Origin of the sequence: Streptomyces sp. NPDC050842 (assembly GCF_044456565.1) — a bacterium.
Lineage (GTDB): Bacteria > Actinomycetota > Actinomycetes > Streptomycetales > Streptomycetaceae > Streptomyces.
On sequence record NZ_JBITGA010000007.1, the window covers coordinates 1 to 18,523 of the forward strand.

General features: G+C 71.0%; 21 protein-coding genes. 8 read left to right on the forward strand and 13 right to left on the reverse strand.

The features are described from left to right. Positions 1 to 194, forward strand: a 194-nt coding sequence (locus tag ACIBG6_RS23655) for a hypothetical protein (protein ID WP_399224533.1), incomplete at its 5' end; no start/stop codon positions are given. A 151-nt stretch (positions 195 to 345) separates the two neighbouring features. On the opposite strand, the gene ACIBG6_RS23660 is transcribed toward ACIBG6_RS23655, so the two are convergent. Then, entirely contained in the window at positions 346 to 1,008 is a 663-nt protein-coding gene (locus tag ACIBG6_RS23660) for a DNA-3-methyladenine glycosylase (RefSeq protein WP_399224534.1), read from the reverse strand. An 87-nt stretch (positions 1,009 to 1,095) separates the two neighbouring features. Here ACIBG6_RS23660 and ACIBG6_RS23665 point away from each other — a divergent pair, with 87 nt between their 5' ends. The 3 genes from ACIBG6_RS23665 to ACIBG6_RS23675 all read left to right on the forward strand — a co-directional run bounded on the left by ACIBG6_RS23665 (position 1,096) and on the right by ACIBG6_RS23675 (position 3,133). Beyond that, positions 1,096 to 1,878: a sporulation protein gene (locus ACIBG6_RS23665; RefSeq protein ID WP_329624238.1), complete on the forward strand. Its 783-nt coding sequence runs from the start codon at positions 1,096 to 1,098 to the stop codon at positions 1,876 to 1,878. Between the two features lie 41 nt (positions 1,879 to 1,919). Continuing rightward, entirely contained in the window at positions 1,920 to 2,459 is a 540-nt protein-coding gene (locus ACIBG6_RS23670) for a YbhB/YbcL family Raf kinase inhibitor-like protein (RefSeq protein WP_399224535.1), read from the forward strand. A gap of 167 nt (positions 2,460 to 2,626) precedes the next feature. Continuing rightward, positions 2,627 to 3,133 (forward strand): HNH endonuclease, encoded by a 507-nt coding sequence (locus tag ACIBG6_RS23675; RefSeq protein ID WP_024756197.1) that lies wholly within the window; start codon positions 2,627 to 2,629, stop codon positions 3,131 to 3,133. Positions 3,134 to 3,202: 69 nt separating this feature from the next. On the opposite strand, the gene ACIBG6_RS23680 is transcribed toward ACIBG6_RS23675, so the two are convergent. The 4 genes from ACIBG6_RS23680 to ACIBG6_RS23695 form a co-directional block, all read right to left on the reverse strand. Continuing rightward, on the reverse strand, positions 3,203 to 3,976 hold the full coding sequence (locus ACIBG6_RS23680; RefSeq protein ID WP_399224536.1) for a sulfite exporter TauE/SafE family protein: 774 nt from the start codon (positions 3,974 to 3,976) through the stop codon (positions 3,203 to 3,205). A gap of 92 nt (positions 3,977 to 4,068) precedes the next feature. Next, positions 4,069 to 5,007: an SPFH domain-containing protein gene (locus ACIBG6_RS23685; protein ID WP_329624235.1), complete on the reverse strand. Its 939-nt coding sequence runs from the start codon at positions 5,005 to 5,007 to the stop codon at positions 4,069 to 4,071. Between the two features lie 129 nt (positions 5,008 to 5,136). Next, positions 5,137 to 5,568 carry an NfeD family protein gene (locus ACIBG6_RS23690; protein ID WP_399224537.1) on the reverse strand — a complete coding sequence of 144 codons (432 nt, stop codon included), beginning with the start codon at positions 5,566 to 5,568 and terminating at the stop codon, positions 5,137 to 5,139. Between the two features lie 76 nt (positions 5,569 to 5,644). Beyond that, on the reverse strand, positions 5,645 to 6,442 hold the full coding sequence (locus tag ACIBG6_RS23695) for an ABC transporter ATP-binding protein (RefSeq protein WP_399224538.1): 798 nt from the start codon (positions 6,440 to 6,442) through the stop codon (positions 5,645 to 5,647). A gap of 135 nt (positions 6,443 to 6,577) precedes the next feature. Here ACIBG6_RS23695 and ACIBG6_RS23700 point away from each other — a divergent pair, with 135 nt between their 5' ends. After that, positions 6,578 to 7,381 (forward strand): hypothetical protein, encoded by an 804-nt coding sequence (locus ACIBG6_RS23700; RefSeq protein ID WP_399224539.1) that lies wholly within the window; start codon positions 6,578 to 6,580, stop codon positions 7,379 to 7,381. 187 nt (positions 7,382 to 7,568) lie between these two features. Here the strand turns inward: ACIBG6_RS23700 and ACIBG6_RS23705 are convergent, their stop codons facing one another. The 3 genes from ACIBG6_RS23705 to ACIBG6_RS23715 form a co-directional block, all read right to left on the reverse strand. After that, complete coding sequence (locus ACIBG6_RS23705) at positions 7,569 to 7,811, reverse strand: chaplin (protein WP_024756203.1); 243 nt, start codon at positions 7,809 to 7,811, stop codon at positions 7,569 to 7,571. A 163-nt stretch (positions 7,812 to 7,974) separates the two neighbouring features. Next, complete coding sequence (locus ACIBG6_RS23710) at positions 7,975 to 8,619, reverse strand: response regulator (protein WP_399224540.1); 645 nt, start codon at positions 8,617 to 8,619, stop codon at positions 7,975 to 7,977. After that, on the reverse strand, positions 8,612 to 9,757 hold the full coding sequence (locus ACIBG6_RS23715; RefSeq protein WP_399224541.1) for a GAF domain-containing sensor histidine kinase: 1,146 nt from the start codon (positions 9,755 to 9,757) through the stop codon (positions 8,612 to 8,614). Before ACIBG6_RS23715 ends, ACIBG6_RS23710 begins: the two co-directional genes overlap by 8 nt. A gap of 205 nt (positions 9,758 to 9,962) precedes the next feature. On the opposite strand from ACIBG6_RS23715, the gene ACIBG6_RS23720 reads away from it, so the two are divergent. Both ACIBG6_RS23720 and ACIBG6_RS23725 read left to right on the forward strand, forming a co-directional pair. Further along, positions 9,963 to 10,664 carry an SDR family NAD(P)-dependent oxidoreductase gene (locus ACIBG6_RS23720; RefSeq protein ID WP_399224542.1) on the forward strand — a complete coding sequence of 234 codons (702 nt, stop codon included), beginning with the start codon at positions 9,963 to 9,965 and terminating at the stop codon, positions 10,662 to 10,664. A gap of 380 nt (positions 10,665 to 11,044) precedes the next feature. Then, positions 11,045 to 11,848, forward strand: a complete 804-nt coding sequence (locus ACIBG6_RS23725; RefSeq protein ID WP_399224543.1) for a transglycosylase SLT domain-containing protein — start codon at positions 11,045 to 11,047, stop codon at positions 11,846 to 11,848. A gap of 159 nt (positions 11,849 to 12,007) precedes the next feature. Here ACIBG6_RS23725 and ACIBG6_RS23730 read toward each other — a convergent pair whose 3' ends face one another. After that, complete coding sequence (locus ACIBG6_RS23730) at positions 12,008 to 14,611, reverse strand: FHA domain-containing protein (RefSeq protein ID WP_399224544.1); 2,604 nt, start codon at positions 14,609 to 14,611, stop codon at positions 12,008 to 12,010. Between the two features lie 220 nt (positions 14,612 to 14,831). On the opposite strand from ACIBG6_RS23730, the gene serB reads away from it, so the two are divergent. Then, positions 14,832 to 16,046, forward strand: a complete 1,215-nt coding sequence (serB, locus tag ACIBG6_RS23735) for a phosphoserine phosphatase SerB (RefSeq protein ID WP_399224546.1) — start codon at positions 14,832 to 14,834, stop codon at positions 16,044 to 16,046. An 80-nt stretch (positions 16,047 to 16,126) separates the two neighbouring features. Here the strand turns inward: serB and ACIBG6_RS23740 are convergent, their stop codons facing one another. The 4 genes from ACIBG6_RS23740 to ACIBG6_RS23755 all read right to left on the reverse strand — a co-directional run bounded on the left by ACIBG6_RS23740 (position 16,127) and on the right by ACIBG6_RS23755 (position 18,492). Further along, positions 16,127 to 16,645, reverse strand: coding sequence for a SixA phosphatase family protein (locus tag ACIBG6_RS23740; RefSeq protein WP_399224547.1), 519 nt, complete (start codon positions 16,643 to 16,645; stop codon positions 16,127 to 16,129). Positions 16,646 to 16,680: 35 nt separating this feature from the next. Then, positions 16,681 to 16,884: a hypothetical protein gene (locus ACIBG6_RS23745; RefSeq protein ID WP_399224548.1), complete on the reverse strand. Its 204-nt coding sequence runs from the start codon at positions 16,882 to 16,884 to the stop codon at positions 16,681 to 16,683. A gap of 157 nt (positions 16,885 to 17,041) precedes the next feature. Next, complete coding sequence (locus ACIBG6_RS23750) at positions 17,042 to 17,158, reverse strand: SGM_5486 family transporter-associated protein (RefSeq protein WP_317594076.1); 117 nt, start codon at positions 17,156 to 17,158, stop codon at positions 17,042 to 17,044. 17 nt (positions 17,159 to 17,175) lie between these two features. Next, positions 17,176 to 18,492 (reverse strand): CynX/NimT family MFS transporter, encoded by a 1,317-nt coding sequence (locus ACIBG6_RS23755; RefSeq protein WP_399224550.1) that lies wholly within the window; start codon positions 18,490 to 18,492, stop codon positions 17,176 to 17,178. Between the last annotated feature and the right edge of the window lie 31 nt (positions 18,493 to 18,523).

The following is an 18,523-nucleotide window of genomic DNA, read 5'->3' on the forward strand; positions in this document are numbered from 1 at the left end:
ATCTGGCGTTGATTTTTGGCACGCTGTTGAGTTCTCAAGGAACGGACGCTTCCTTTGTACTCACCCTCTCGGGCTTTCCTCCGGGCTTCCCTTCGTTTCCGACTCTATCAGATCTTTTCGATCCGATTTCCTCGGTGCTTTCCGGTTCCCGTTCGCTTTCGCTCCGGGCCCTTCCGGCGTGTTCACTACTTTAGCTGATTTCTCTGGTGACTCATAATCGAGTCATTCGAAACTAATTTCGGGAATGCCGAAATACGCCCCTGCTGGGGAATCATCGTGTGTGTAGTGGATGGCCGCTACGGAGTGCTTGAACAAGCAGGTCCGTGTCCAGCGGCTCGGGCCACGTTAGGCGATCGGGCGGCCGGAGTCAAGGCCCCGCTTTCGGGGCGTGTGGGCGCGGTAGGGGCTGACCGTCGGGTCGTCGGTGATCCAGAAGCGCCAGGGGTGCGGGGCGCCGTCGCCGCCTACGCCCGTGCGGGGGCCGCTGCTGAGCGCGTCCGGGGTGGGTGGCGTGCCGGTGAGCAGGGAGAGCGGGGCTTCGGGGCCGGCGCAGGTGTCCGTGCCGTTCAGGGAGAGGGCGATGTCCAGGGCCGTGGCCAGACGGGCGGGGCCCTTGGCCAGCTCCGTGTCGCGGCGGGCCGAGCGGCGGCGGGCGCGGGCCTGCTCGGCGCCGGTCAGGATCTCGCCCGCGCGCAGGAGGACTCCGCTCGCCTCGCCTTCGGGGCCGCAGACCAGGTTGAGGCAGTGCCACATGCCGTAGGTGAAGTAGACGTACGCGTGTCCGGGCGGGCCGAACATGACGGCGTTGCGTGCGGTGCGGCCGCGGAAGGCGTGCGAGCCGGGGTCGATCGCGCCGGCGTACGCCTCCACCTCCGTGAGGCGGAGCTCGATCCTGCCTTCGGCCGAGTTCCGGACGAGGGTGCGGCCGAGCAGGTCGGGGGCGACCTCCAGGACGGGGCGGTCGAAGAAGGCCCGCGGGAGCGGCGTACGGGAGGGGGTGTCGCTCATGGCGGCCGAGCGTAGTGGCGGGTGGCGGGGAACCGGCTACGGTCGTCGCGCGTATGTAGAGGTCAGTACCGAGAAGGAGTGAAAGTCATGGGATTCAAGAAGCTGCTCGCGAGCCTGGGTGCCGGTGGGGCCACCGTGGAGACCGTGCTCACCGAGGCGAACGTGGTTCCGGGCGGTGTCGTCCAGGGTGAGGTGCGGATCCAGGGCGGCAGCGTCGACCAGCAGATCGAGGCGCTCTCCGTCGGGCTGCAGGCGCGGGTCGAGGTCGAGGGTGGCGACCAGGAGCACAAGCAGGATGTCGAGTTCCTCAAGGTGCGGCTGGGCGGTGCCTTCGAGGTGAAGGCCGGCGCCGTGCACGTGGTGCCGTTCGGTCTCGAGGTGCCGTGGGAGACGCCGGTGACCTCGATCGCCGGGCAGCAGCTGCACGGCATGAACATCGGCGTGGTCACCGAGCTGGAGATCGCCCGGGCCGTGGACTCCGGCGACCTGGACCCGATCAACGTGCACCCGCTGCCGGCGCAGCAGGCGATCCTGGACGCCTTCATCGGTCTGGGCTTCCGCTTCAAGAGCGCGGACATGGAGCGCGGGCACATCCGGGGGACGCGGCAGAAGCTGCCCTTCTACCAGGAGATCGAGTTCTTCGCGCCGCAGCAGTACCGCGGGCTGAACCAGGTCGAGGTCAGCTTCGTCGCCGACGACCGTGAGATGGACGTCGTCCTGGAGATGGACAAGAAGCCCGGTCTGTTCGGCGAGGGCAGCGACTCGTTCCGCGCGTTCAAGGTGGGGCTGCACGACTTCCACACGACCGATTGGGCGGCCTACCTGAACCAGTGGCTCGCCGAGGTCGGCGGCCGCCGCAACTGGCTCTAGGCTCGGCGGGAAAGTAGCGACAGGCGATACGGAGGCTCGACGTGTCCGACGGTAAGAGGGCGCCGCTCCCTCACGATTTCCATCCGCCGGTGGCGGCGTTCACCGTGGTGAGCGACGACATCGCGCCGGGTGCGGTCCTGAAGGACGCTCAGGTGTACGCGGCGGGGAACACCTCTCCGCACCTGCGCTGGGAGGGCTTCCCCGCGGAGACCAAGAGCTTCGCCGTGACCTGCTTCGACCCGGACGCTCCGACGGGCAGCGGGTTCTGGCACTGGTCGCTGTTCGACATCCCGGTGTCGGTGACGGAGCTGCCCGTCGGTGCCGGGTCGGGGTCGTTCGAGGGGCTGCCGGCCGGGGCCGTGCACGTCCGGAACGACTACGGCGCGAAGGAGTTCGGCGGCGCCGCTCCCCCGGCCGGGGACCCGGCGCACCGCTACGTCTTCACCGTGTACGCGGTGGACAGCGAGAAGCTGGGGCCCGACAGCGACGCGTCGCCGGCGGCGGTCGGCTTCAACCTGCGGTTCCACACGCTGGGCCGTGCCCAGTTGGTCGGTGAGTACGCGGCTCCCGCGGCGGTCTGATCGTTCGTTTGTTGTTTGCCCGCTTCTGGTCTTGGAGAGATCAGAAGCGGGCATCTTTTGTTTCGCGGGGGGAAATTGCGTTGTCCGACCCCGGCCGGCCCGGCCATCGTTGATCCAGGCCCCACGCCCCGCTCCGGGACGGGGCCGGCACACGGGAGGTGGGCACAATGCGGGACACGCTGGTACTCAACGCAAGCTTCGAGCCGCTTTCGACGGTCACACTCAACCGTGCGGTGGTGCTTGTCCTGCAGGACAAGGCCGTCGTCGAGCAGGCCCATCCCGAGCTGCGGGTGCGTGGTGCCGCCGTCGATCTTCCGGTGCCGCGGGTGATCAGGCTCTGCCGGTACGTGCGGGTGCCGTTCCGAAGACACGCCCCGTGGTCGAGGCGGGGGGTGCTGGTCAGGGACCAACACCGGTGCGCGTACTGCGGGAGGCGGGCGACGACCGTCGACCATGTCGTGCCGCGTGCCCAGGGGGGCGGGGACAGCTGGCTGAATACCGTCGCGTCCTGCGCGGAGGACAACCACCGCAAGGCCGACCGGACGCCGGAGCAGGCGGGGATGCCGCTGCTGCACGAGCCGTTCGTACCGTCGCCGGCGGACGCGATGCTGCTCGCCATGCGGGCGGGTGAGCGGTCCGAGCTGCCGGAGTGGCTGGCGAACTCGGCCGCGTAGACCGTCTCGTACGCGTACGGAAGGGTCCGACTCCCCCGGTGTGGGAGGCGGACCCTTCCGTCGTCCGGGCTACTTCAGCGTCAGCTGGAGGATCGCGACGACGCCGACCGCGATGATCACTCCGCGCAGGACGGACGGCGAGAGCCTGCGTCCGACCTTGGCGCCGATCTGGCCGCCGATGGTGGAGCCGACGGCGATGAGGAGAACGGCCGTCCAGTCGAACTCGGCGACGAAGAGGAAGAAGACGGCGGCGACGCCGTTGACGAGGGCGCCGAGGACGTTCTTGACGGCGTTGATCCGCTGCAGGGTGTCATGGAGCAGCAGGCCCATGAGCGAGAGGTAGAGCACGCCCTGGGCGGCGCCGAAGTATCCGCCGTACATGCTGGCCAGGCAGAGGCCGACGAGGAGGACGGGGCCGCCGTCGGGGTGGGCCACGGTGCCGGTCTGTTCACGGCGTCGCTGCACGGCGGCGGCGATGCGGGGCTGGAGCAGGACCAGGACGAGCGCGATGCCGATGAGGACGGGGACGATCGCGTCGAACGCCTCGGACGGCAGGGCGAGGAGCAGGATCGCGCCGATGAGGCCGCCGATGAGGGCCGCGCCGCCGAGGCGGAGGATGCGGGCCTTCTGGCCCTTCAGTTCGTGGCGGTAGCCGACGACTCCGCTGATGGCACCGGGGACGAGGCCCAGGGTGTTGGAGACGTTCGCGGTGATCGGGGGGAGCCCGGTCGCGAGGAGGACCGGGAACGTGATGAGTGTTCCCGATCCCACGATGGTGTTGATGGTGCCGGCGCCGATACCGGCGGCGAAGATTGCCAGCGCTTCCCAGATGGACAACGCCATCTCCTTACATGGTCAGTGAGTCGCCTCCCCGCTCCGACGTCGTCGGGGTCGAGGGGCTCGCACTGATCATGCACGAAACTTACGTGTACGTGTCAGTCAACCGGGGGTTCTTCTCGCCGGTCGGACCGGGAGTCCTTCGTGTTGAAGCCGGGGACGCCGCCGCCCATGTTCCCGAAGGCGCCGGAGAGGCCCTTGAGTGCGTCGCCGATCTCGCTGGGCACGATCCAGAGCTTGTTGGCGTCGCCCTCGGCGATCTTCGGGAGCATCTGGAGGTACTGGTAGGAGAGGAGCTTCTGGTCCGGGTCGCCGGCGTGGATGGCCTCGAAGACCGTTCGGACGGCCTGGGCCTCTCCCTCGGCGCGCAGGGCGGCGGCCTTGGCCTCGCCCTCGGCGCGGAGGATCGCGGACTGCTTCTCGCCCTCGGCGGTGAGGATCTGGGACTGGCGGGTGCCCTCGGCGGTGAGGATCGCGGCGCGCTTGTCGCGCTCGGCGCGCATCTGCTTCTCCATCGAGTCCTGGATGGAGGTCGGCGGCTCGATCGCCTTGAGCTCGACGCGGTTGACGCGGATGCCCCACTTGCCGGTCGCCTCGTCGAGGACGCCGCGCAGCGCCGCGTTGATGTCCTCGCGGGAGGTGAGGGTCCGCTCCAGGTCCATGCCGCCGATGATGTTGCGCAGGGTGGTGACGGTGAGCTGCTCGATCGCCTGGATGTAGCTGGCGACCTCGTAGGTCGCGGCCCGGGCGTCGGTCACCTGGTAGTAGATGACCGTGTCGATGTTGACGACGAGGTTGTCCTGGGTGATCACCGGCTGCGGCGGGAACGGGACGACTTGCTCGCGGAGGTCGATCCGGTTGCGGATCGAGTCTATGAACGGGACGACGATGTTGAGTCCGGCGTTGAGCGTGCGGGTGTAGCGGCCGAAGCGCTCCACGATCGCCGCGCTCGCCTGCGGGATGACCTGGATCGTCTTGATCAGGGCGATGAAGACGAGCACCACCAGAATGATCAGGACGATGATGACTGCTGACATCGTGTTCCCCGTGCCCTTCGATACCGGTTGAGTGCCGGATGGCTTTCGATGATCCAGATCGAGTTTCCCAGACGGCGGAACGTCATGGGCGAGGTTCGGTCACATGACGTCCGGTCACATGACGTCCGGTCACATGACGACTGCCGTCGCGCCGTCGATCTCCACGACGTCGACCTGGTCGCCCGGTTCGAAGGTCTGTCCGCTGTCGAGCGCGCGGGCGGACCAGATCTCGCCCGCGAGCTTGATACGGCCGCCGCCGCCGGCGTCGACCCGTTCCAGGACGACGGCCTGACGCCCCTTCAGGGCGTCGACGCCGCTGGCCAGGCGGGGCCGGTCGTCGCGGTGGCGGGCGGCGATCGGGCGGATCACCGCGATCAGCGCCACGGAGACGACGGCGAAGACGATCACCTGGGGAGTGATGCCGAAGCCGAGCGCGGCGGTCACCGCCCCGGCGACCGCGCCGACGGACAGCATGCCGAACTCCGGCATCGCGGTCAGGACCAGCGGAATGCCGAGCCCCACCGCGCCGATCAACCACCAGACCCACGCGTCGATGTCCACGTGGTCATGGTAGGGCGGTGGGGACCTTCCGGGACAGGGCGCGGGCGGCTGTGCGGGACGCCGGCGCTCCGGTCCGCTACTTCAGCGGCAGGCCCTGGGCGGTCCAGCGGTCGCCGACGCGCTCGACGACGAGCGGCAGGCCGAAGCAGCGCGAGAGGTTGCGCGAGCTGAGCTCGGTCTCCACGGGGCCGGCGGCGAGGACCTTGCCCTGACGGATCATCAGGACGTGGGTGAAGCCGGGGGCGATCTCCTCGACGTGGTGCGTGACCATGATCATGGAGGGGGCGAGTGGGTCGCGGGCGAGGCGGCCGAGACGGCGGACGAGGTCCTCGCGGCCGCCGAGGTCGAGGCCGGCGGCGGGCTCGTCGAGGAGGAGGAGCTCGGGGTCGGTCATCATCGCGCGGGCGATCAGGGTGCGCTTGCGCTCGCCCTCGGAGAGGGTGCCGAACTTGCGGTCCAGGTAGTCGTTCATGCCGAGGCGGTCGAGGAAGGCCTTGGCGCGCTCCTCGTCGACCGGGTCGTAGTCCTCGTGCCAGGTGGCCGTCATGCCGTACGCGGCGGTGAGGACGGTCTGGAGGACGGTCTGGCCCTTGGGCAGCTTCTCCGCCATGGCGATGCCGGCCATGCCGATGCGGGGGCGGAGTTCGAAGACGTCGGTGCCGACGCCGCCGAGCCGCTCGCCGAGGATCGTGGCGGTGCCCTTGGTGGGGAAGAGGTAGCTGGAGGCGATGTTCAGGAGGGTGGTCTTGCCGGCGCCGTTGGGTCCGAGGATCACCCAGCGCTCGCCCTCCTTGACCGACCAGGAGACCTCGTCCACCAGAGCCCGTCCGCCGCGGACCACGGATACGTCCACCAGCTCCAGTACATCGCTCATGAGCGCGTTGTCTCCCCTTGCGGTCGAGTCGTGTCGTCGCCTTGCACCGATGGGCGCGGCGTCCAGGGGAAAACCTACGTTATCGATGGAGCGGGCCGGTCCCTAGGGCTTCCTTTGAGTCCTTAGTCTGGGGGGATGCTTTCGGAACCACGCTCAGGACGCCTGGCCGCCTGGGGCAATGCCCTGCTGGCCGGGGCGGTGTCGCCGGACGACGCGGCGCTGGCCATTGTCGGGGAGGACGCGGTGCACCGCGTGGAGGGGCTGCCGGGTGAGGCGGCGCCGGTGGGGCTGACGCTGGCGCTGGGCCGGCTGCGGCGGCTCGGGGTGACCGGGTGGCGGGTCGCGCTGCCGGCGCCGGGGCATCCGCTGGGGCTGAGCGGACCGCCGGAGTTCAACGCGCGTGCCCTGGAGTCGGAGGAGGCCGTGGTGGGCTTCGGCGCGCCGTACGGTCTCGTGCCGGAGGTCTCGGAGGCGGGGCCGGCGGGCGACGCGCATGTGGAGGTCGTCTGGCGCTGTCTCGCGGTGCGGGAGGCTCCGCCGGCGGACGTGCCGTCGCTCGGCGAGGCGGAGCGGGAGCTCGCGGAGGCGCTGCGGGACGCGACGGCGGTGCTGACGCGGCTGGACGTGGCGGCCTCGGGCCCCGCGGCGGACGCGGCGCGCGAGGCGTACCGGGCGCGGGCGGAGGTGGGGCGCGAGGTGCTGGCCCCTGGCTACCCGCCGCGGGCGGTGCGCGTCCTGGAGCTGGCCCAGCGGATCGGTCTCCTAGTGGACCTGGCGTACGACCACGGGCACGGGGGCGCGGTCAGCGCTTCGGAAATGGCGGCGCGGGGGGAGGCTCTGCGGCCGGTGGAGCGGGTCGCGCGGCGGGCGCAGGTCGCCGCGTACAACGCGTATGTGGAGGAGCGGGAACGGGAGAAGGAACGAGAGCGGGGGTTCTGAGCCCCTGGCCCTCCCGGCGCCTCCGGCCCCGGGCCTTGCCCCCGACTCGGCGGTCGGAGGCCGCCGCAGCGTGCCGAAGCCCGGGAGGCCCGCCAGGGCCGAGCGGTGCGAGGGGCGCGTCAGGAAGGAGGGGCCAAAGGGGCCGGCCCCCGGGGGATCGTCCGGGGGCCGGTGGTTCTGGGGTGGCTCAGCCGTTGAGGGCGTGGTTGCCGAAGGCCGGGTTGAGCAGGCCGATCACGTTGACCGTGTTGCCGGAGACGTTCACGGGGACGTGGACCGGGACCTGCACCAGGTTGCCGGACGCGACGCCCGGCGAGTTGAGGGCCTTGCCGTCGGCCTCGGCGCCGTGGGCGGAGGCGGCACCCGCACCGGCGGCGATGATGCCGCCGGCGATCATGGTGACGGCAGCGGCCTTCTTGAGGTTCTTCACTTGGTACATCCTCCTGGTCGTCGCTGCGGCAGGTCCGCCGCAGCACGTCATGGAGAACGCCGCCGCGCCCGCCGGGTTGCGCCGAACGGGGGATATACACCCGACGGTATGAAGGACTGAACGGTCGTGCGCCCGGAGTGCCAGGGGGCGCACGGAGCGCTCTTCAGTCGGTGAGGCCGTGTCTGACCGCCCAGAGGGCGGCCTGGGTGCGGTCCGCGAGGTCGAGTTTCATCAGGATGTTCGAGACGTGGGTCTTGACCGTCTTCTCGGAGAGGACGAGCGCGCGGGCGATCTCGCGATTGGACCGGCCGTCGGCGATCAGGCCGAGGACCTCGCGCTCGCGCTCCGTGAGGGTGGTGCCCCGTCCCGTACCGCTCGGGGCGTCCTCCTGGCTGAGGAGCGCTTCGGCGACCTCCGGCTGGAGCAGGACGTGTCCCGCGTGGACGGAGCGGATGGCGCCGGCCAGGGCGTCGGGGTCGATGTCCTTGTAGACGTATCCGGAGGCTCCGGCGCGGAGTGCGGGGACGACCGTGCGCTGCTCGGTGAAGCTGGTGACGATCAGGACCCTGGCCGGGTTGGCGAGCTCGCGGAGCCGTTTCAGCGCCTCGATGCCGTCGGTGCCGGGCATCTTCACGTCCATGAGGACCACGTCGGGGCGGAGCTCCTCGGCGCGGGCGACTCCTTCGGCGCCGTCGGAGGCCTCCCCCACCACCTCTATGTCGTCCTGCACCTCGAGGAAGGTGCGCAGGCCTCGGCGGACGACCTGGTGGTCGTCGACCAGCAGGACACGGATCGGCTTGTCAGCCACCGGGTACCTCCATCTCGATCGTGGTGCCCTCGCCGGGGGCCGAGGTCACGGTGAGTCCGCCACCGACGCCGCCCGCCCGGTCCCGCATGGAGACGAGACCGAGGTGGCGACCGGCGCTGCGGACCGTACGGGGGTCGAAGCCCTTGCCGTCGTCGGCGACCGTGAGCCGCGCGCCCTGGCCGCTGCGGGCGAGGGTGACGCTGACGAGCTCGGCCTCCGCGTGGCGCAGGGCGTTGTGCAGGGCTTCCTGGGCGACGCGGAGCACGGCCTCCTCCTGGGCCGCGGGCAGGGCGCGGATCCCCGGGCTCTCGAAGGTGACCCTGGCGGTGTGGGCGCGGTCCATGACCTGGATCTGGGTGCGCAGGGTGTGGACGAGGCCGTCCTCGTCGAGCGCCGCGGGGCGCAGCTCGACGACCGCCGCGCGCAGCTCGTCGGCGGCCTCGGCCGCGAGGAGGGCGACCTGCTGGAGCTCGTCCTTGGCCCGGGCGGGGTCGCGGTCGACGAGGGCGGCCGCGGCCTGGGCCGTGAGGCGGAGCGAGAAGAGCTTCTGGCTGACGGCGTCGTGGAGCTCGTGGGCGAGGCGGGAGCGCTCCTCGGCGATGGTGAGCTCGCGGCTGCGCTCGTACAGCCGGGCGTTGGTGAGGGCGATGGCCGCGTGCTGGGCGAGGATCCCGAGCAGTTCCTCGTCCTCGGCGGTGAAGCCGCAGCCGCCCGTCTCCTTCGGGCAGCGCTTGTTCGCGAGGAAGAGCGCGCCGAGGGTCTCGTCGCCGTCCCTGACGGGGAGGCCGAGGAAGTCGGACATCTCGGGGTGGGCGGCCGGCCAGCCTTCGAAGCGGGGGTCCTCGCGGACGTCGGCGAGGCGCTCGGGCTCGGCCTTGTGGAGCATCGCGGCGAGGATGCCGTGCTGCCGGGGCAGCGGGCCGATCGCCTTCCACTGCTCGTCGCTGACGCCGTCGACCACGAACTGGGCGAAGCCGCCGTGGTCGTCGGGGACGCCCAGGGCCGCGTACTCGGCGTCGAGGAGCTCGCGGGCGGAGGCCACGATCGTCTTGAGGACGTCGCGGACCTCCAGATGGCGGCTCATCGCGAGGAGGGCGGTGCTCACGGCGGAGAGGCCGGAGCTGGGTCGATGGCTCATGTGTTCACCGTACCGGCGGGGTGTGACCGTGCGTATCCGCCTGGGGACGGCGTGGGAGGGGGACTCGGGACCTAGGTCCAATGCCCTCGGCGGGCCGGGCCGGGGGCCGAGGCGGCGCGGCGGGGCCCGGCGCGAGGGTGGTGCCTGTCGGCTTCGGCAGGTGGTGCCGGACGGCACGGATTCACGGATACAAGGGGGACTCGTCATGGCAGTCGCGATCGTCACGGGGGCGTCGAAGGGGCTCGGCAGGGCGCTGGCGCACGCGCTGGCCGGGCGGGGCTGGGACCTCGTCCTGAACGCCCGGACGGCGGGGGCACTGGAGGAGAGCGCGGCGGCGGTCCGCGCGGCGCACGGCACGCGGGTGGTCGCGCTGCCCGGCGACGTCGGGGACGCGGCGCACCGGCGGGAGCTGGTGGCCGCGGCCGAGGGGTTCGGCGGGCTCGATCTGCTGGTGAACAACGCGGGCGTGCTGGGTGCCGCGCCGCTCCCCCGCCTTGAGCACCAGCCGCTGGACGGTCTGCGGGCCGCCCTGGAGACGAACGTGGTGGCGGTGCTCGGCCTCGTACAGGAGAGCCTGCCGCTGCTGCGGGCGAGCGACGCGGGGACGGTGATCGCGCTCAGTTCGGAGGCGGCGGCGGTGCCGTACGCGACGTGGGGCGGGTACGGGGCGTCGAAGGCCGCGGTCGACCTGCTGGCGGCGGTGCTGGCCGTGGAGGAGCCGGAGCTGCGGGTGTGGGCGGTGGACCCGGGTGACATGGAGACGGATCTGTACGCGGCGGCGGTGCCGGAGGGGATCGGTACGCGGCCGGGTCCGGAGTCCGTGGTGCCGGGCTTCCTCCACCTGCTCGACCGGCGGCCGGCCAGCGGGCGGTACGTGGCGCCGGAGCTGGCGCGGGCCGTGGGATGAGGGGGTGAGGGGTGAGGGGGCGCCTCTGGTACGAGTCCGGCGGCGTCCCTCTCCTCCTCCCGGAGGACCCGCCTCACCGTCTGCATTGCTGCCGCAACGCCTGGTGAGTTCGTTACGTGCCCGATGTGAGCCCGCGCATAGGACCCACATCACTTACGAAGACCCCTAGTGGACGCCAGAAGGCCAGTTTGACGTGGAGGAACCTGGCCACAACGGGCATTCCGTGGCCTGTGCACAAGCCCCTGATCCACTACCCGGGATCGTACGTCACACCTTTGCCACACGATTTTGCTGCCGCTAAGAATTGCCCTCGTCGCCGCCGAGCAGGCGCAGCGCCGCCCCGGCGAGCGACCCCCCAGCGATTCGAAGAGGTAGTCCTGATGTCTGCGAACACCCCCGGCCACAGTCGTGGTCTGAAGAAGACCCACAAGGCCACGATCGCCGGCGTCGCCGCTCTGGGCGCCGCAGCACTCACTCTTTCCCTCGTGCCGGGCAACGGCGGCTCCAAGGAGACCGAGCCCCAGGCCCTCTCCGGTACGCAGCAGGTCGCCTGGTCGTACGACGCCGCCAGCCCGCAGGCGAAGGCGCTGGCCGCCAGCGTCACCGAGCAGCAGACCACGATCGGCCTGAAGGCCAAGCAGGAGGCCGACGCCAAGGCGGCGGCCAAGGCGAAGGCCGACGCGCAGGCCGCGGCGAAGGCGAAGGCCGACGCGAAGGCCAAGGCCGACGCCCGGGCCAAGGCCGACGCCCGGGCCAAGGCCGCCGCGAAGGCGAAGGCCGCGGCCAAGGCCAAGGCTGACGCGGCGAAGCGCGCCGCGGAGAAGGCGGCCGCGAGCCGTTCCGTCGCCCGTACGCCGGTCTTCGCGAACAACCTCGACGGCTGGATCCGCGAGGCGCTGTTCATCATGGACAAGCACGACATCCCGGGCAGCTACAACGGCCTGCACAAGAACATCATGCGCGAGTCCAGCGGCAACCCGCGGGCCATCAACAACTGGGACATCAACGCCATCAACGGCGTCCCGTCCAAGGGCCTGCTCCAGGTCATCTACCCGACCTTCAAGACCTACCACGTCGCCGGCACGCCGTTCGACCAGTACGACCCGGTCGCCAACATCGTCGCCGCCGCCAACTACGCGGCCGACCGCTACGGCTCGATCGACAACGTCAACAGCGCGTACTGATCGCATAGGGCCTGGCTGATAATGCGCCGAGCGTGCGTGCCGGGCGGGCGGGCCGGACCCGGCGGGAATTGTCAGCCAGGCCCTGAGTCCGCTGTCGCACGCCGAAGGGCGGCACCCCCCGCACTGGGGGTGCCGCCCTTCGGCGTATCGCCGGGGTCGTTACTTGCGCATGACCTCGGGCTCGTGGCGGCGCAGCAGGCGCGCCACGACGACGCAGCAGACGGCCGCCATGAGCAGCTGGACGCCGAGGTCGAAGCCCCACTGGCCGGCCGTGTGCTCCCACAGGGAGTCGGTGTCCGTGGGGTTCTTCGGGTCCCACGGCGGCATGAGGCGGGCCAGGTCGAGGGTGGTGCCGGCGCCGGCGATGCCCCAGCGGGAGGGCATGAGCCAGGCGAACTGCTCCAGGCCGGGCGAGCCGTAGACCTGGAAGAGGATGCCGGTGAACACGACCTGGATGATCGCGAACATGACGAGGAGCGGCATGGTCTTCTCGGCGGTCTTCACGAGCGCGGAGATGACCAGGCCGAACATCATCGAGGTGAGGCCGAGGGCGATCACCTGGATGCACAGTTCGACGGCCGGGGGCATGAGGAGGCCCTCGGCGGGCAGCGCGCGGGTGGAGAAGCCGATGCCGCAGATGATGACGCCCTGGAAGGCCGTGATCAGGCCGAGGACGATCACCTTGGACATCAGGTACGCGGAGCGGGAGAGGCCGGTGGCGCGCTCCCGTTCGTAGATGACCCGCTCCTTGATCAGTTCGCGGACCGAGTTGGCCGCGCCGCTGAAGCACATGCCGACCATGAGGATCAGCATGATCGTTCCGGCGTCGCCGTTGAAGCGGGACGGCGCCGTCGGCGAGCCGAGGCCGAAGTCCGCCGGGATGACGACCGAGACCGCGCCGAGGACGGCGGGCAGGATCACCATCAGACCCAGGAAGCCCTTGTCGGAGGCGATCACCGAGACGTAGCGGCGGATCAGGGTCCACAGCTGGGAGCCCCAGCCCTGCGGCTTCGGCGGGCGGGCCATCGCCTGCTGCGGCATCTGGACCGGCTGCGCGGCGACGGCGTCGATGTCCGCGGCGTACATCTGGTAGTGCTGCGAACCCTTCCAGCGGCCCGCCCAGTCGTAGTCGCGGTAGTTCTCGAAGGCGGAGAAGACATCGGCCCAGGTGGAGTAGCCGAAGAAGTTCAGCGCCTCCTCCGGTGGGCCGAAGTACGCCACCGAGCCACCGGGCGCCATGACGAGGAGCTTGTCGCACAGGCCCAGCTCGGCCACCGAGTGGGTGACGACGAGGACCGTTCGGCCGTCGTCGGCGAGGCCGCGCAGCAGCTGCATGACGTCGCGGTCCATGCCCGGGTCGAGGCCGGAGGTCGGCTCGTCCAGGAAGATCAGCGACGGCTTGGTGAGGAGCTCCAGGGCGACGGAGACGCGCTTGCGCTGGCCACCGGAGAGGGAGGTGACCTTCTTCTCCTTGTGGATGTCGAGCTTGAGCTCGCGCAGCACCTCGTCGATCCGGGCCTCGCGCTCGGCCTCGGCGGTGTCGCCGGGGAAGCGGAGCTTGGCCGCGTACTTGAGGGCCTTCTTGACGGTCAGCTCCTTGTGCAGGATGTCGTCCTGCGGGACCAGACCGATGCGCTGGCGCAGCTCGGCGAACTGCTTGTAGAGGCTCCGGTTGTCGTAGAGGACGTCGCCCTCGTTGGCCGGGCGGTAGCCGGTCAGCGCCTTGAGCAGCGTGGACTTTCCGGAGCCGGACGGGCCGATGACACCGATCAGCGACTTCTCCGGGACGCCGAAGGAGACGTCCTGGAGGATCTTCTTGCCGCCGTCGACCGTCACCGTGAGGTGGCGGGCCGAGAAGGACACGGAGCCGGTGTCGACGAACTCCTCGAGCTGGCCGCCGACGATGCGGAACGTCGAGTGGCCGACGCCGACGATGTCCTGCGGGCCGAGGACGGCCGAGCCACCCTTGGGGATCGGCTGGCCGTTAACGTACGTGCCGTTGTGCGAGCCGAGGTCGCGGATCTCGAAGCGGCCGTCGGGCGTCGCGTGGAAGTCGGCGTGGTGCCGCGAGACCTGGAGGTCGGAGACGACCAGCTCGTTCTCGAGGGCACGGCCGATGCGCATGACGTGGCCGAGGTTCAGCTGGTGGAACGTGGTGGGGCTGCGGTCGGCGTAGGCCGACGACGCCCCCGCGGCGGCGCCGGGGCGCCCGGGCCCCTGGTGGCCGTGGGGGCCCTGCGGGCCGCCCTGCTGGTGCGGGACCTGCGGCTGCGGGGCCTGCGGCTGCCAGCCCTGCTGGGGCGGGGCCTGGTGCTGCGGGGCCTGGTGCTGCGGCGGGGCCTGGTGCGTCGCCCAGTCGGCCTGGGCGGCGGCCTGCGGCCCCGCGGCCTGGTGGGCGGCGGCGGGCTGGGCCGCCTGCGCCTGGGCCGGCTGCTGGTGCGCCTGGTGCGCGGGCTGGGCTCCGGCGGCGAGATTCAGCCGGGGGCCGTCGGTCGCGTTGCCCAGGTGGACGGCCGATCCGGGGCCGATCTCCATCTGGTGGATCCGCTGCCCCTGGACGAACGTGCCGTTCGTCGAGCCGTGGTCCTCGATGACCCAACTGCGGCCGCCCCAGCTGACCGTGGCGTGCCGCCACGAGACCCGGGCGTCGTCGATGACCAGGTCACCCTGCGGATCGCGACCGAGGGTGTACGACCTGGACGGATCGAGCGTCCAGGTCCTTCCATTCAATTCCAGTACGAGTTCTGGCACTCCATGCCCCACTACTTGTCCCCCGATGTGCTCCCGTCGTCGGGAGTCTAGGGATGGCGAACATCGTGGGGAACTATTTCAGGCCCGGTCCCCACTCCGAAAGTCGGGCCACGCTCGTGCCGTGTTCGGGTCGTGTGAAGAGTCGGCCGAGGCAAGCCCACGACCACTCGGGTGTCCGCTGGGCGGGACGGGGGGTCAGGTGGCACGCGGTGCCCGATACGGTGGAACCACCATGAGCGCATCGCAGACCTCAGACGTTCCCACCCTTCTCGTCAAGATCTTCGGCAAGGACCGTCCCGGGATCACCGCCGGACTCTTCGACACCCTCGCCGCCTACTCCGTCGACGTCGTGGACATCGAGCAGGTCGTCTCCCGCGGCCGTCTCGTCCTGTGCGCGCTCGTCACCGAGCCGACCGTCGCCTCGCAGGGCGAGCTGCGGGCCACGATCCACAGCTGGGCCGAGTCCCTGAAGCTCCAGGCCGAGATCATCTCCGGTACGGGTGACAACCGGCCCCGTGGCGAGGGGCGCTCGCACGTCACCGTGCTCGGCAACCCGCTCACCGCGGAGCAGACGGCGGCCATAGCGGCCAGGATCGCGGAGACGGGCGGCAACATCGACCGTATCTTCCGCCTCGCGAAGTATCCGGTGACGGCCGTGGAGTTCGCCGTCTCGGGCTGCGAGACCGAGCCGCTGCGGACCGCGCTGGCGATCGAGGCCCACACCAGCGGGGTGGACGTGGCCGTGGTCTCCGCCGGGCTGCACCGGCGGGCCCAGCGGCTCGTCGTCATGGACGTCGACTCGACCCTGATCCAGGACGAGGTCATCGAGCTCTTCGCGGCGCACGCGGGGTGCGAGGACAAGGTCGCCGAGGTGACGGCGGCGGCGATGCGCGGTGAGCTGGACTTCGAGCAGTCGCTGCACGCGCGGGTGGAGCTGCTCGCCGGTCTCGACGCCTCGGTGGTCGACAAGGTCCGCGCCGAGGTGCGGCTGACGCCGGGGGCCCGGACCCTGATCCGTACGCTCAAGCGGCTCGGCTACCAGGTGGGTGTCGTCTCCGGCGGGTTCACCCAGGTCACCGACGATCTGAAGGAGCGGCTGGGGCTCGACTTCGCCTCGGCCAACACCCTGGAGATCGTGGACGGCAAGCTCACCGGTCGGGTGACCGGCGAGATCGTGGACCGTGCGGGCAAGGCGCGGCTGCTGCGCCGGTTCGCCACGGAGGCGGGGGTGCCGCTGGCACAGACCGTGGCCATCGGCGACGGGGCCAACGACCTGGACATGCTGAACGCGGCCGGTCTCGGGGTGGCGTTCAACGCCAAGCCGGTGGTGCGCCGGGCCGCGGACACGGCGGTGAACGTGCCGTTCCTGGACACCGTGCTCTATCTGCTGGGGATCACGCGCGAGGAGGTCGAGGTCGCCGACGGCGGCGAGGACCTGCTGCACTGAGCCATCGGTGCGCCCGTACGGAGAGGGCCCGGTCGTCGTCGGACGGGCGGGCCCTTTCGCGTACGAACAGGGTCCGCCCGTCAGTCGTGCGGGGTCCAGAAGTCCACGAGCCGTGCGGCCCCGTGCTCCAGCGACTTCCAGGAGCCGTTGAAGCCGAGGACGGCGTAGGCGGAGGTCGGGAAGCCGCTGCGGTTCATGCGGGTCAGGAGCTCTCCGTCGGCCTCGCCCGCGAGGGCCTCGGCCAGGGCGTGCATCCCGGGGTTGTGGCCGATGACGAGGAGGTCGTCGACGTCCTCCGAGGTCTCGTTGAGCAGGGCGATGAGCTCGCCGAGCGAGGCCTCGTACAGCCGGTCCTCGTACACGGTCTTCGGGCGCTCCGGCAGTTCGTGCACGGCCAGCTTCCAGGTCTCCCGGGTTCTGACGGCGGTCGAACAGAGGGCCAGGTCGAAGGCGATGCCGGTCCCGGCGAGCCTGCGGCCCGCGACGGGGGCGTCCGCGCGGCCTCGCTCGGCGAGGGGCCTCTCGTGGTCGGACTCGTCGCTCCAGTCTGCCTTCGCGTGGCGGAGCAGCACGATCCTGCGGGGTGTATCGACGCTCATGGTCAACAGCTTCGCACGGAACGGCTTTCGGTGACTCAGAGAGCGAGCGTTTGCTGGAGCTGCTCCAGGACCCGGCCGACCCCCGTGTCACCAGCGGTCGCCTGGGCCCCACCCGGCCCCGCTATGAGCATCAGCAGGACGCCGAACGCGGCCACGGGAAGGGCGAGCGCCCACCAGGGCAGCCGGGTGTCGACGCCGGTCGGCAGGGGCCGGGTGCTGGTGTCCGTACGGGCCGACATGGCCGCCTCCGAGGGGTGGGAGATGCAGGTCCCGCCGTCTCCGGCGGGATGTCTCCAACGTACGGACCCGGGGCTCGGCGGCCCATCAGGTGATCCACCCACTTCACCCTGACACTCGCCCCCTAGGGGATGCGGGGGATATCCCCACCCCCGGGGGTCACGGTGAGGCGAGGGTGGCGATCACGGCGATGACCGCCCCGATGCCGAGCATCGCGCCGAGCACGATGAGCAGCTTCTTCTGGCCGTTCTGGGGATTGGGTTCGAGGACTGGCATGGGACCAGTCTCGCATCTCAGCATTCGTCCTCGACGGTCCGGTCCCGCCCGGCGAGGCTTCCGACGATCATCTGCGGGATCATCAGGCCGCCCATGAGCGCGATGGGCAGTCCCCAGCCGCCGCTGTGCTGGTAGAGGACGCCGACGAGCAGGGGGCCGGGGATGGAGATGAGGTAGCCGACGCTCTGCGCGAAGGCGGAGAGGCGGACGACGCCGGCGCCGGTCCGCGAGCGCATCCCGATCATGGTGAGGGCGAGCGGGAAGGCGCAGTTGGAGACGCCGAGGAGCACCGCCCAGACCCAGGCTCCGGCGGCCGGGGCGAGGAAGAGGCCGGTGTAGCCGCCGAGGCCGCACAGGCCGAGCGCGACGACGATCGGTCCCTGGTTCTTCATCCGGGTCGCGAGGCGGGGGATGACGAAGGCGAGCGGGACGCCCATGACCATGGTGACGGCGAGGAGCACGCCCGCGGTGGAGGCGGGGACGCCGGCGTCGCGGAAGATCTGCGGCATCCAGCCCATGGTGATGTAGGCGCCGGTGGCCTGGAGGCCGAAGAAGCAGCCGAGGGCCCAGGCGGTGCGGCTGCGGGTGACGCGCGGGGCGGCCGTGGTGTCCGCCGGGGCGGCGGTCGCGGTCGCGTTCCCCGTACGTCGGGTGGGGCGGGCGCGGTCACGGTCGCCGTCGCGCAGGAGCGGGATCCAGGGCAGGACGGCGAGCGCGGCGACGACGGCCCAGACGCCGAGGCCGAGCCGCCAGTCACCGCCGAGGGCCTCGGTCATCGGGACGGTCGCCGCCGCGGCGACGGAGGTGCCGAGGGCGAGCGCCATGGAGTACAGGCCGGTCATGGTGCCGACGCGGTCGGGGAAGTACCGCTTGACGATGACGGGCATCAGGACGTTGCTGAGGGCGATGCCCATGAGGGCGAGGGCGCTGGCGGCGAGGAAGCCGGCCGTGCCGGTGGCGAAGGGGCGGACGGCGAGGCCCACGAAGATCGCCGCCATGCCCGCGCACACGACGGCGGCGGGGCCGAAGCGGCGGGCCAGGCGCGGGGCGGTGATGCCGAAGACGGCGAAGCAGAGCGGGGGGACGGAGGTGAGGACGCCGGCGACGGTGCCGCTCATGTGGAGGCCCGCACTGACCTCTTCGAGGAGCGCGCCGAGGCTGGTGATGGCCGGGCGCAGGTTCAGGGCGGCGAGGACGAGGCCGACGATGACGAGCCCGAGGGTCCAGCGGTGCGCCCGGCCGGGTGCGGGAGGATCGCCGGCGGCTGCGGCCGCTCGGGCGGTGATACCGGCCGGTCGTACGGCGGGGTCGAGGGTCTTCGGTTCGTCAGGCATGAGGCCATCATAGAATCATGGGATGATTGGT

Bases quoted from the DNA above. Each gene is read 5' to 3' on its own strand.
- ACIBG6_RS23660 (WP_399224534.1), bottom strand. From the start codon at position 1,008: ATGAGCGACACCCCCTCCCGTACGCCGCTCCCGCGGGCCTTCTTCGAC.
- ACIBG6_RS23665 (WP_329624238.1), top strand. From the start codon at position 1,096: ATGGGATTCAAGAAGCTGCTCGCGAGCCTGGGTGCCGGTGGGGCCACC.
- ACIBG6_RS23675 (WP_024756197.1), top strand. From the start codon at position 2,627: ATGCGGGACACGCTGGTACTCAACGCAAGCTTCGAGCCGCTTTCGACG.
- ACIBG6_RS23680 (WP_399224536.1), bottom strand. From the start codon at position 3,976: ATGGCGTTGTCCATCTGGGAAGCGCTGGCAATCTTCGCCGCCGGTATC.
- ACIBG6_RS23685 (WP_329624235.1), bottom strand. From the start codon at position 5,007: ATGTCAGCAGTCATCATCGTCCTGATCATTCTGGTGGTGCTCGTCTTC.
- ACIBG6_RS23695 (WP_399224538.1), bottom strand. From the start codon at position 6,442: ATGAGCGATGTACTGGAGCTGGTGGACGTATCCGTGGTCCGCGGCGGA.
- ACIBG6_RS23700 (WP_399224539.1), top strand. From the start codon at position 6,578: ATGCTTTCGGAACCACGCTCAGGACGCCTGGCCGCCTGGGGCAATGCC.
- ACIBG6_RS23715 (WP_399224541.1), bottom strand. From the start codon at position 9,757: ATGAGCCATCGACCCAGCTCCGGCCTCTCCGCCGTGAGCACCGCCCTC.
- ACIBG6_RS23720 (WP_399224542.1), top strand. From the start codon at position 9,963: ATGGCAGTCGCGATCGTCACGGGGGCGTCGAAGGGGCTCGGCAGGGCG.
- ACIBG6_RS23725 (WP_399224543.1), top strand. From the start codon at position 11,045: ATGTCTGCGAACACCCCCGGCCACAGTCGTGGTCTGAAGAAGACCCAC.
- serB (WP_399224546.1), top strand. From the start codon at position 14,832: ATGAGCGCATCGCAGACCTCAGACGTTCCCACCCTTCTCGTCAAGATC.
- ACIBG6_RS23740 (WP_399224547.1), bottom strand. From the start codon at position 16,645: ATGAGCGTCGATACACCCCGCAGGATCGTGCTGCTCCGCCACGCGAAG.
- ACIBG6_RS23745 (WP_399224548.1), bottom strand. From the start codon at position 16,884: ATGTCGGCCCGTACGGACACCAGCACCCGGCCCCTGCCGACCGGCGTC.
- ACIBG6_RS23750 (WP_317594076.1), bottom strand. From the start codon at position 17,158: ATGCCAGTCCTCGAACCCAATCCCCAGAACGGCCAGAAGAAGCTGCTC.
- ACIBG6_RS23755 (WP_399224550.1), bottom strand. From the start codon at position 18,492: ATGCCTGACGAACCGAAGACCCTCGACCCCGCCGTACGACCGGCCGGT.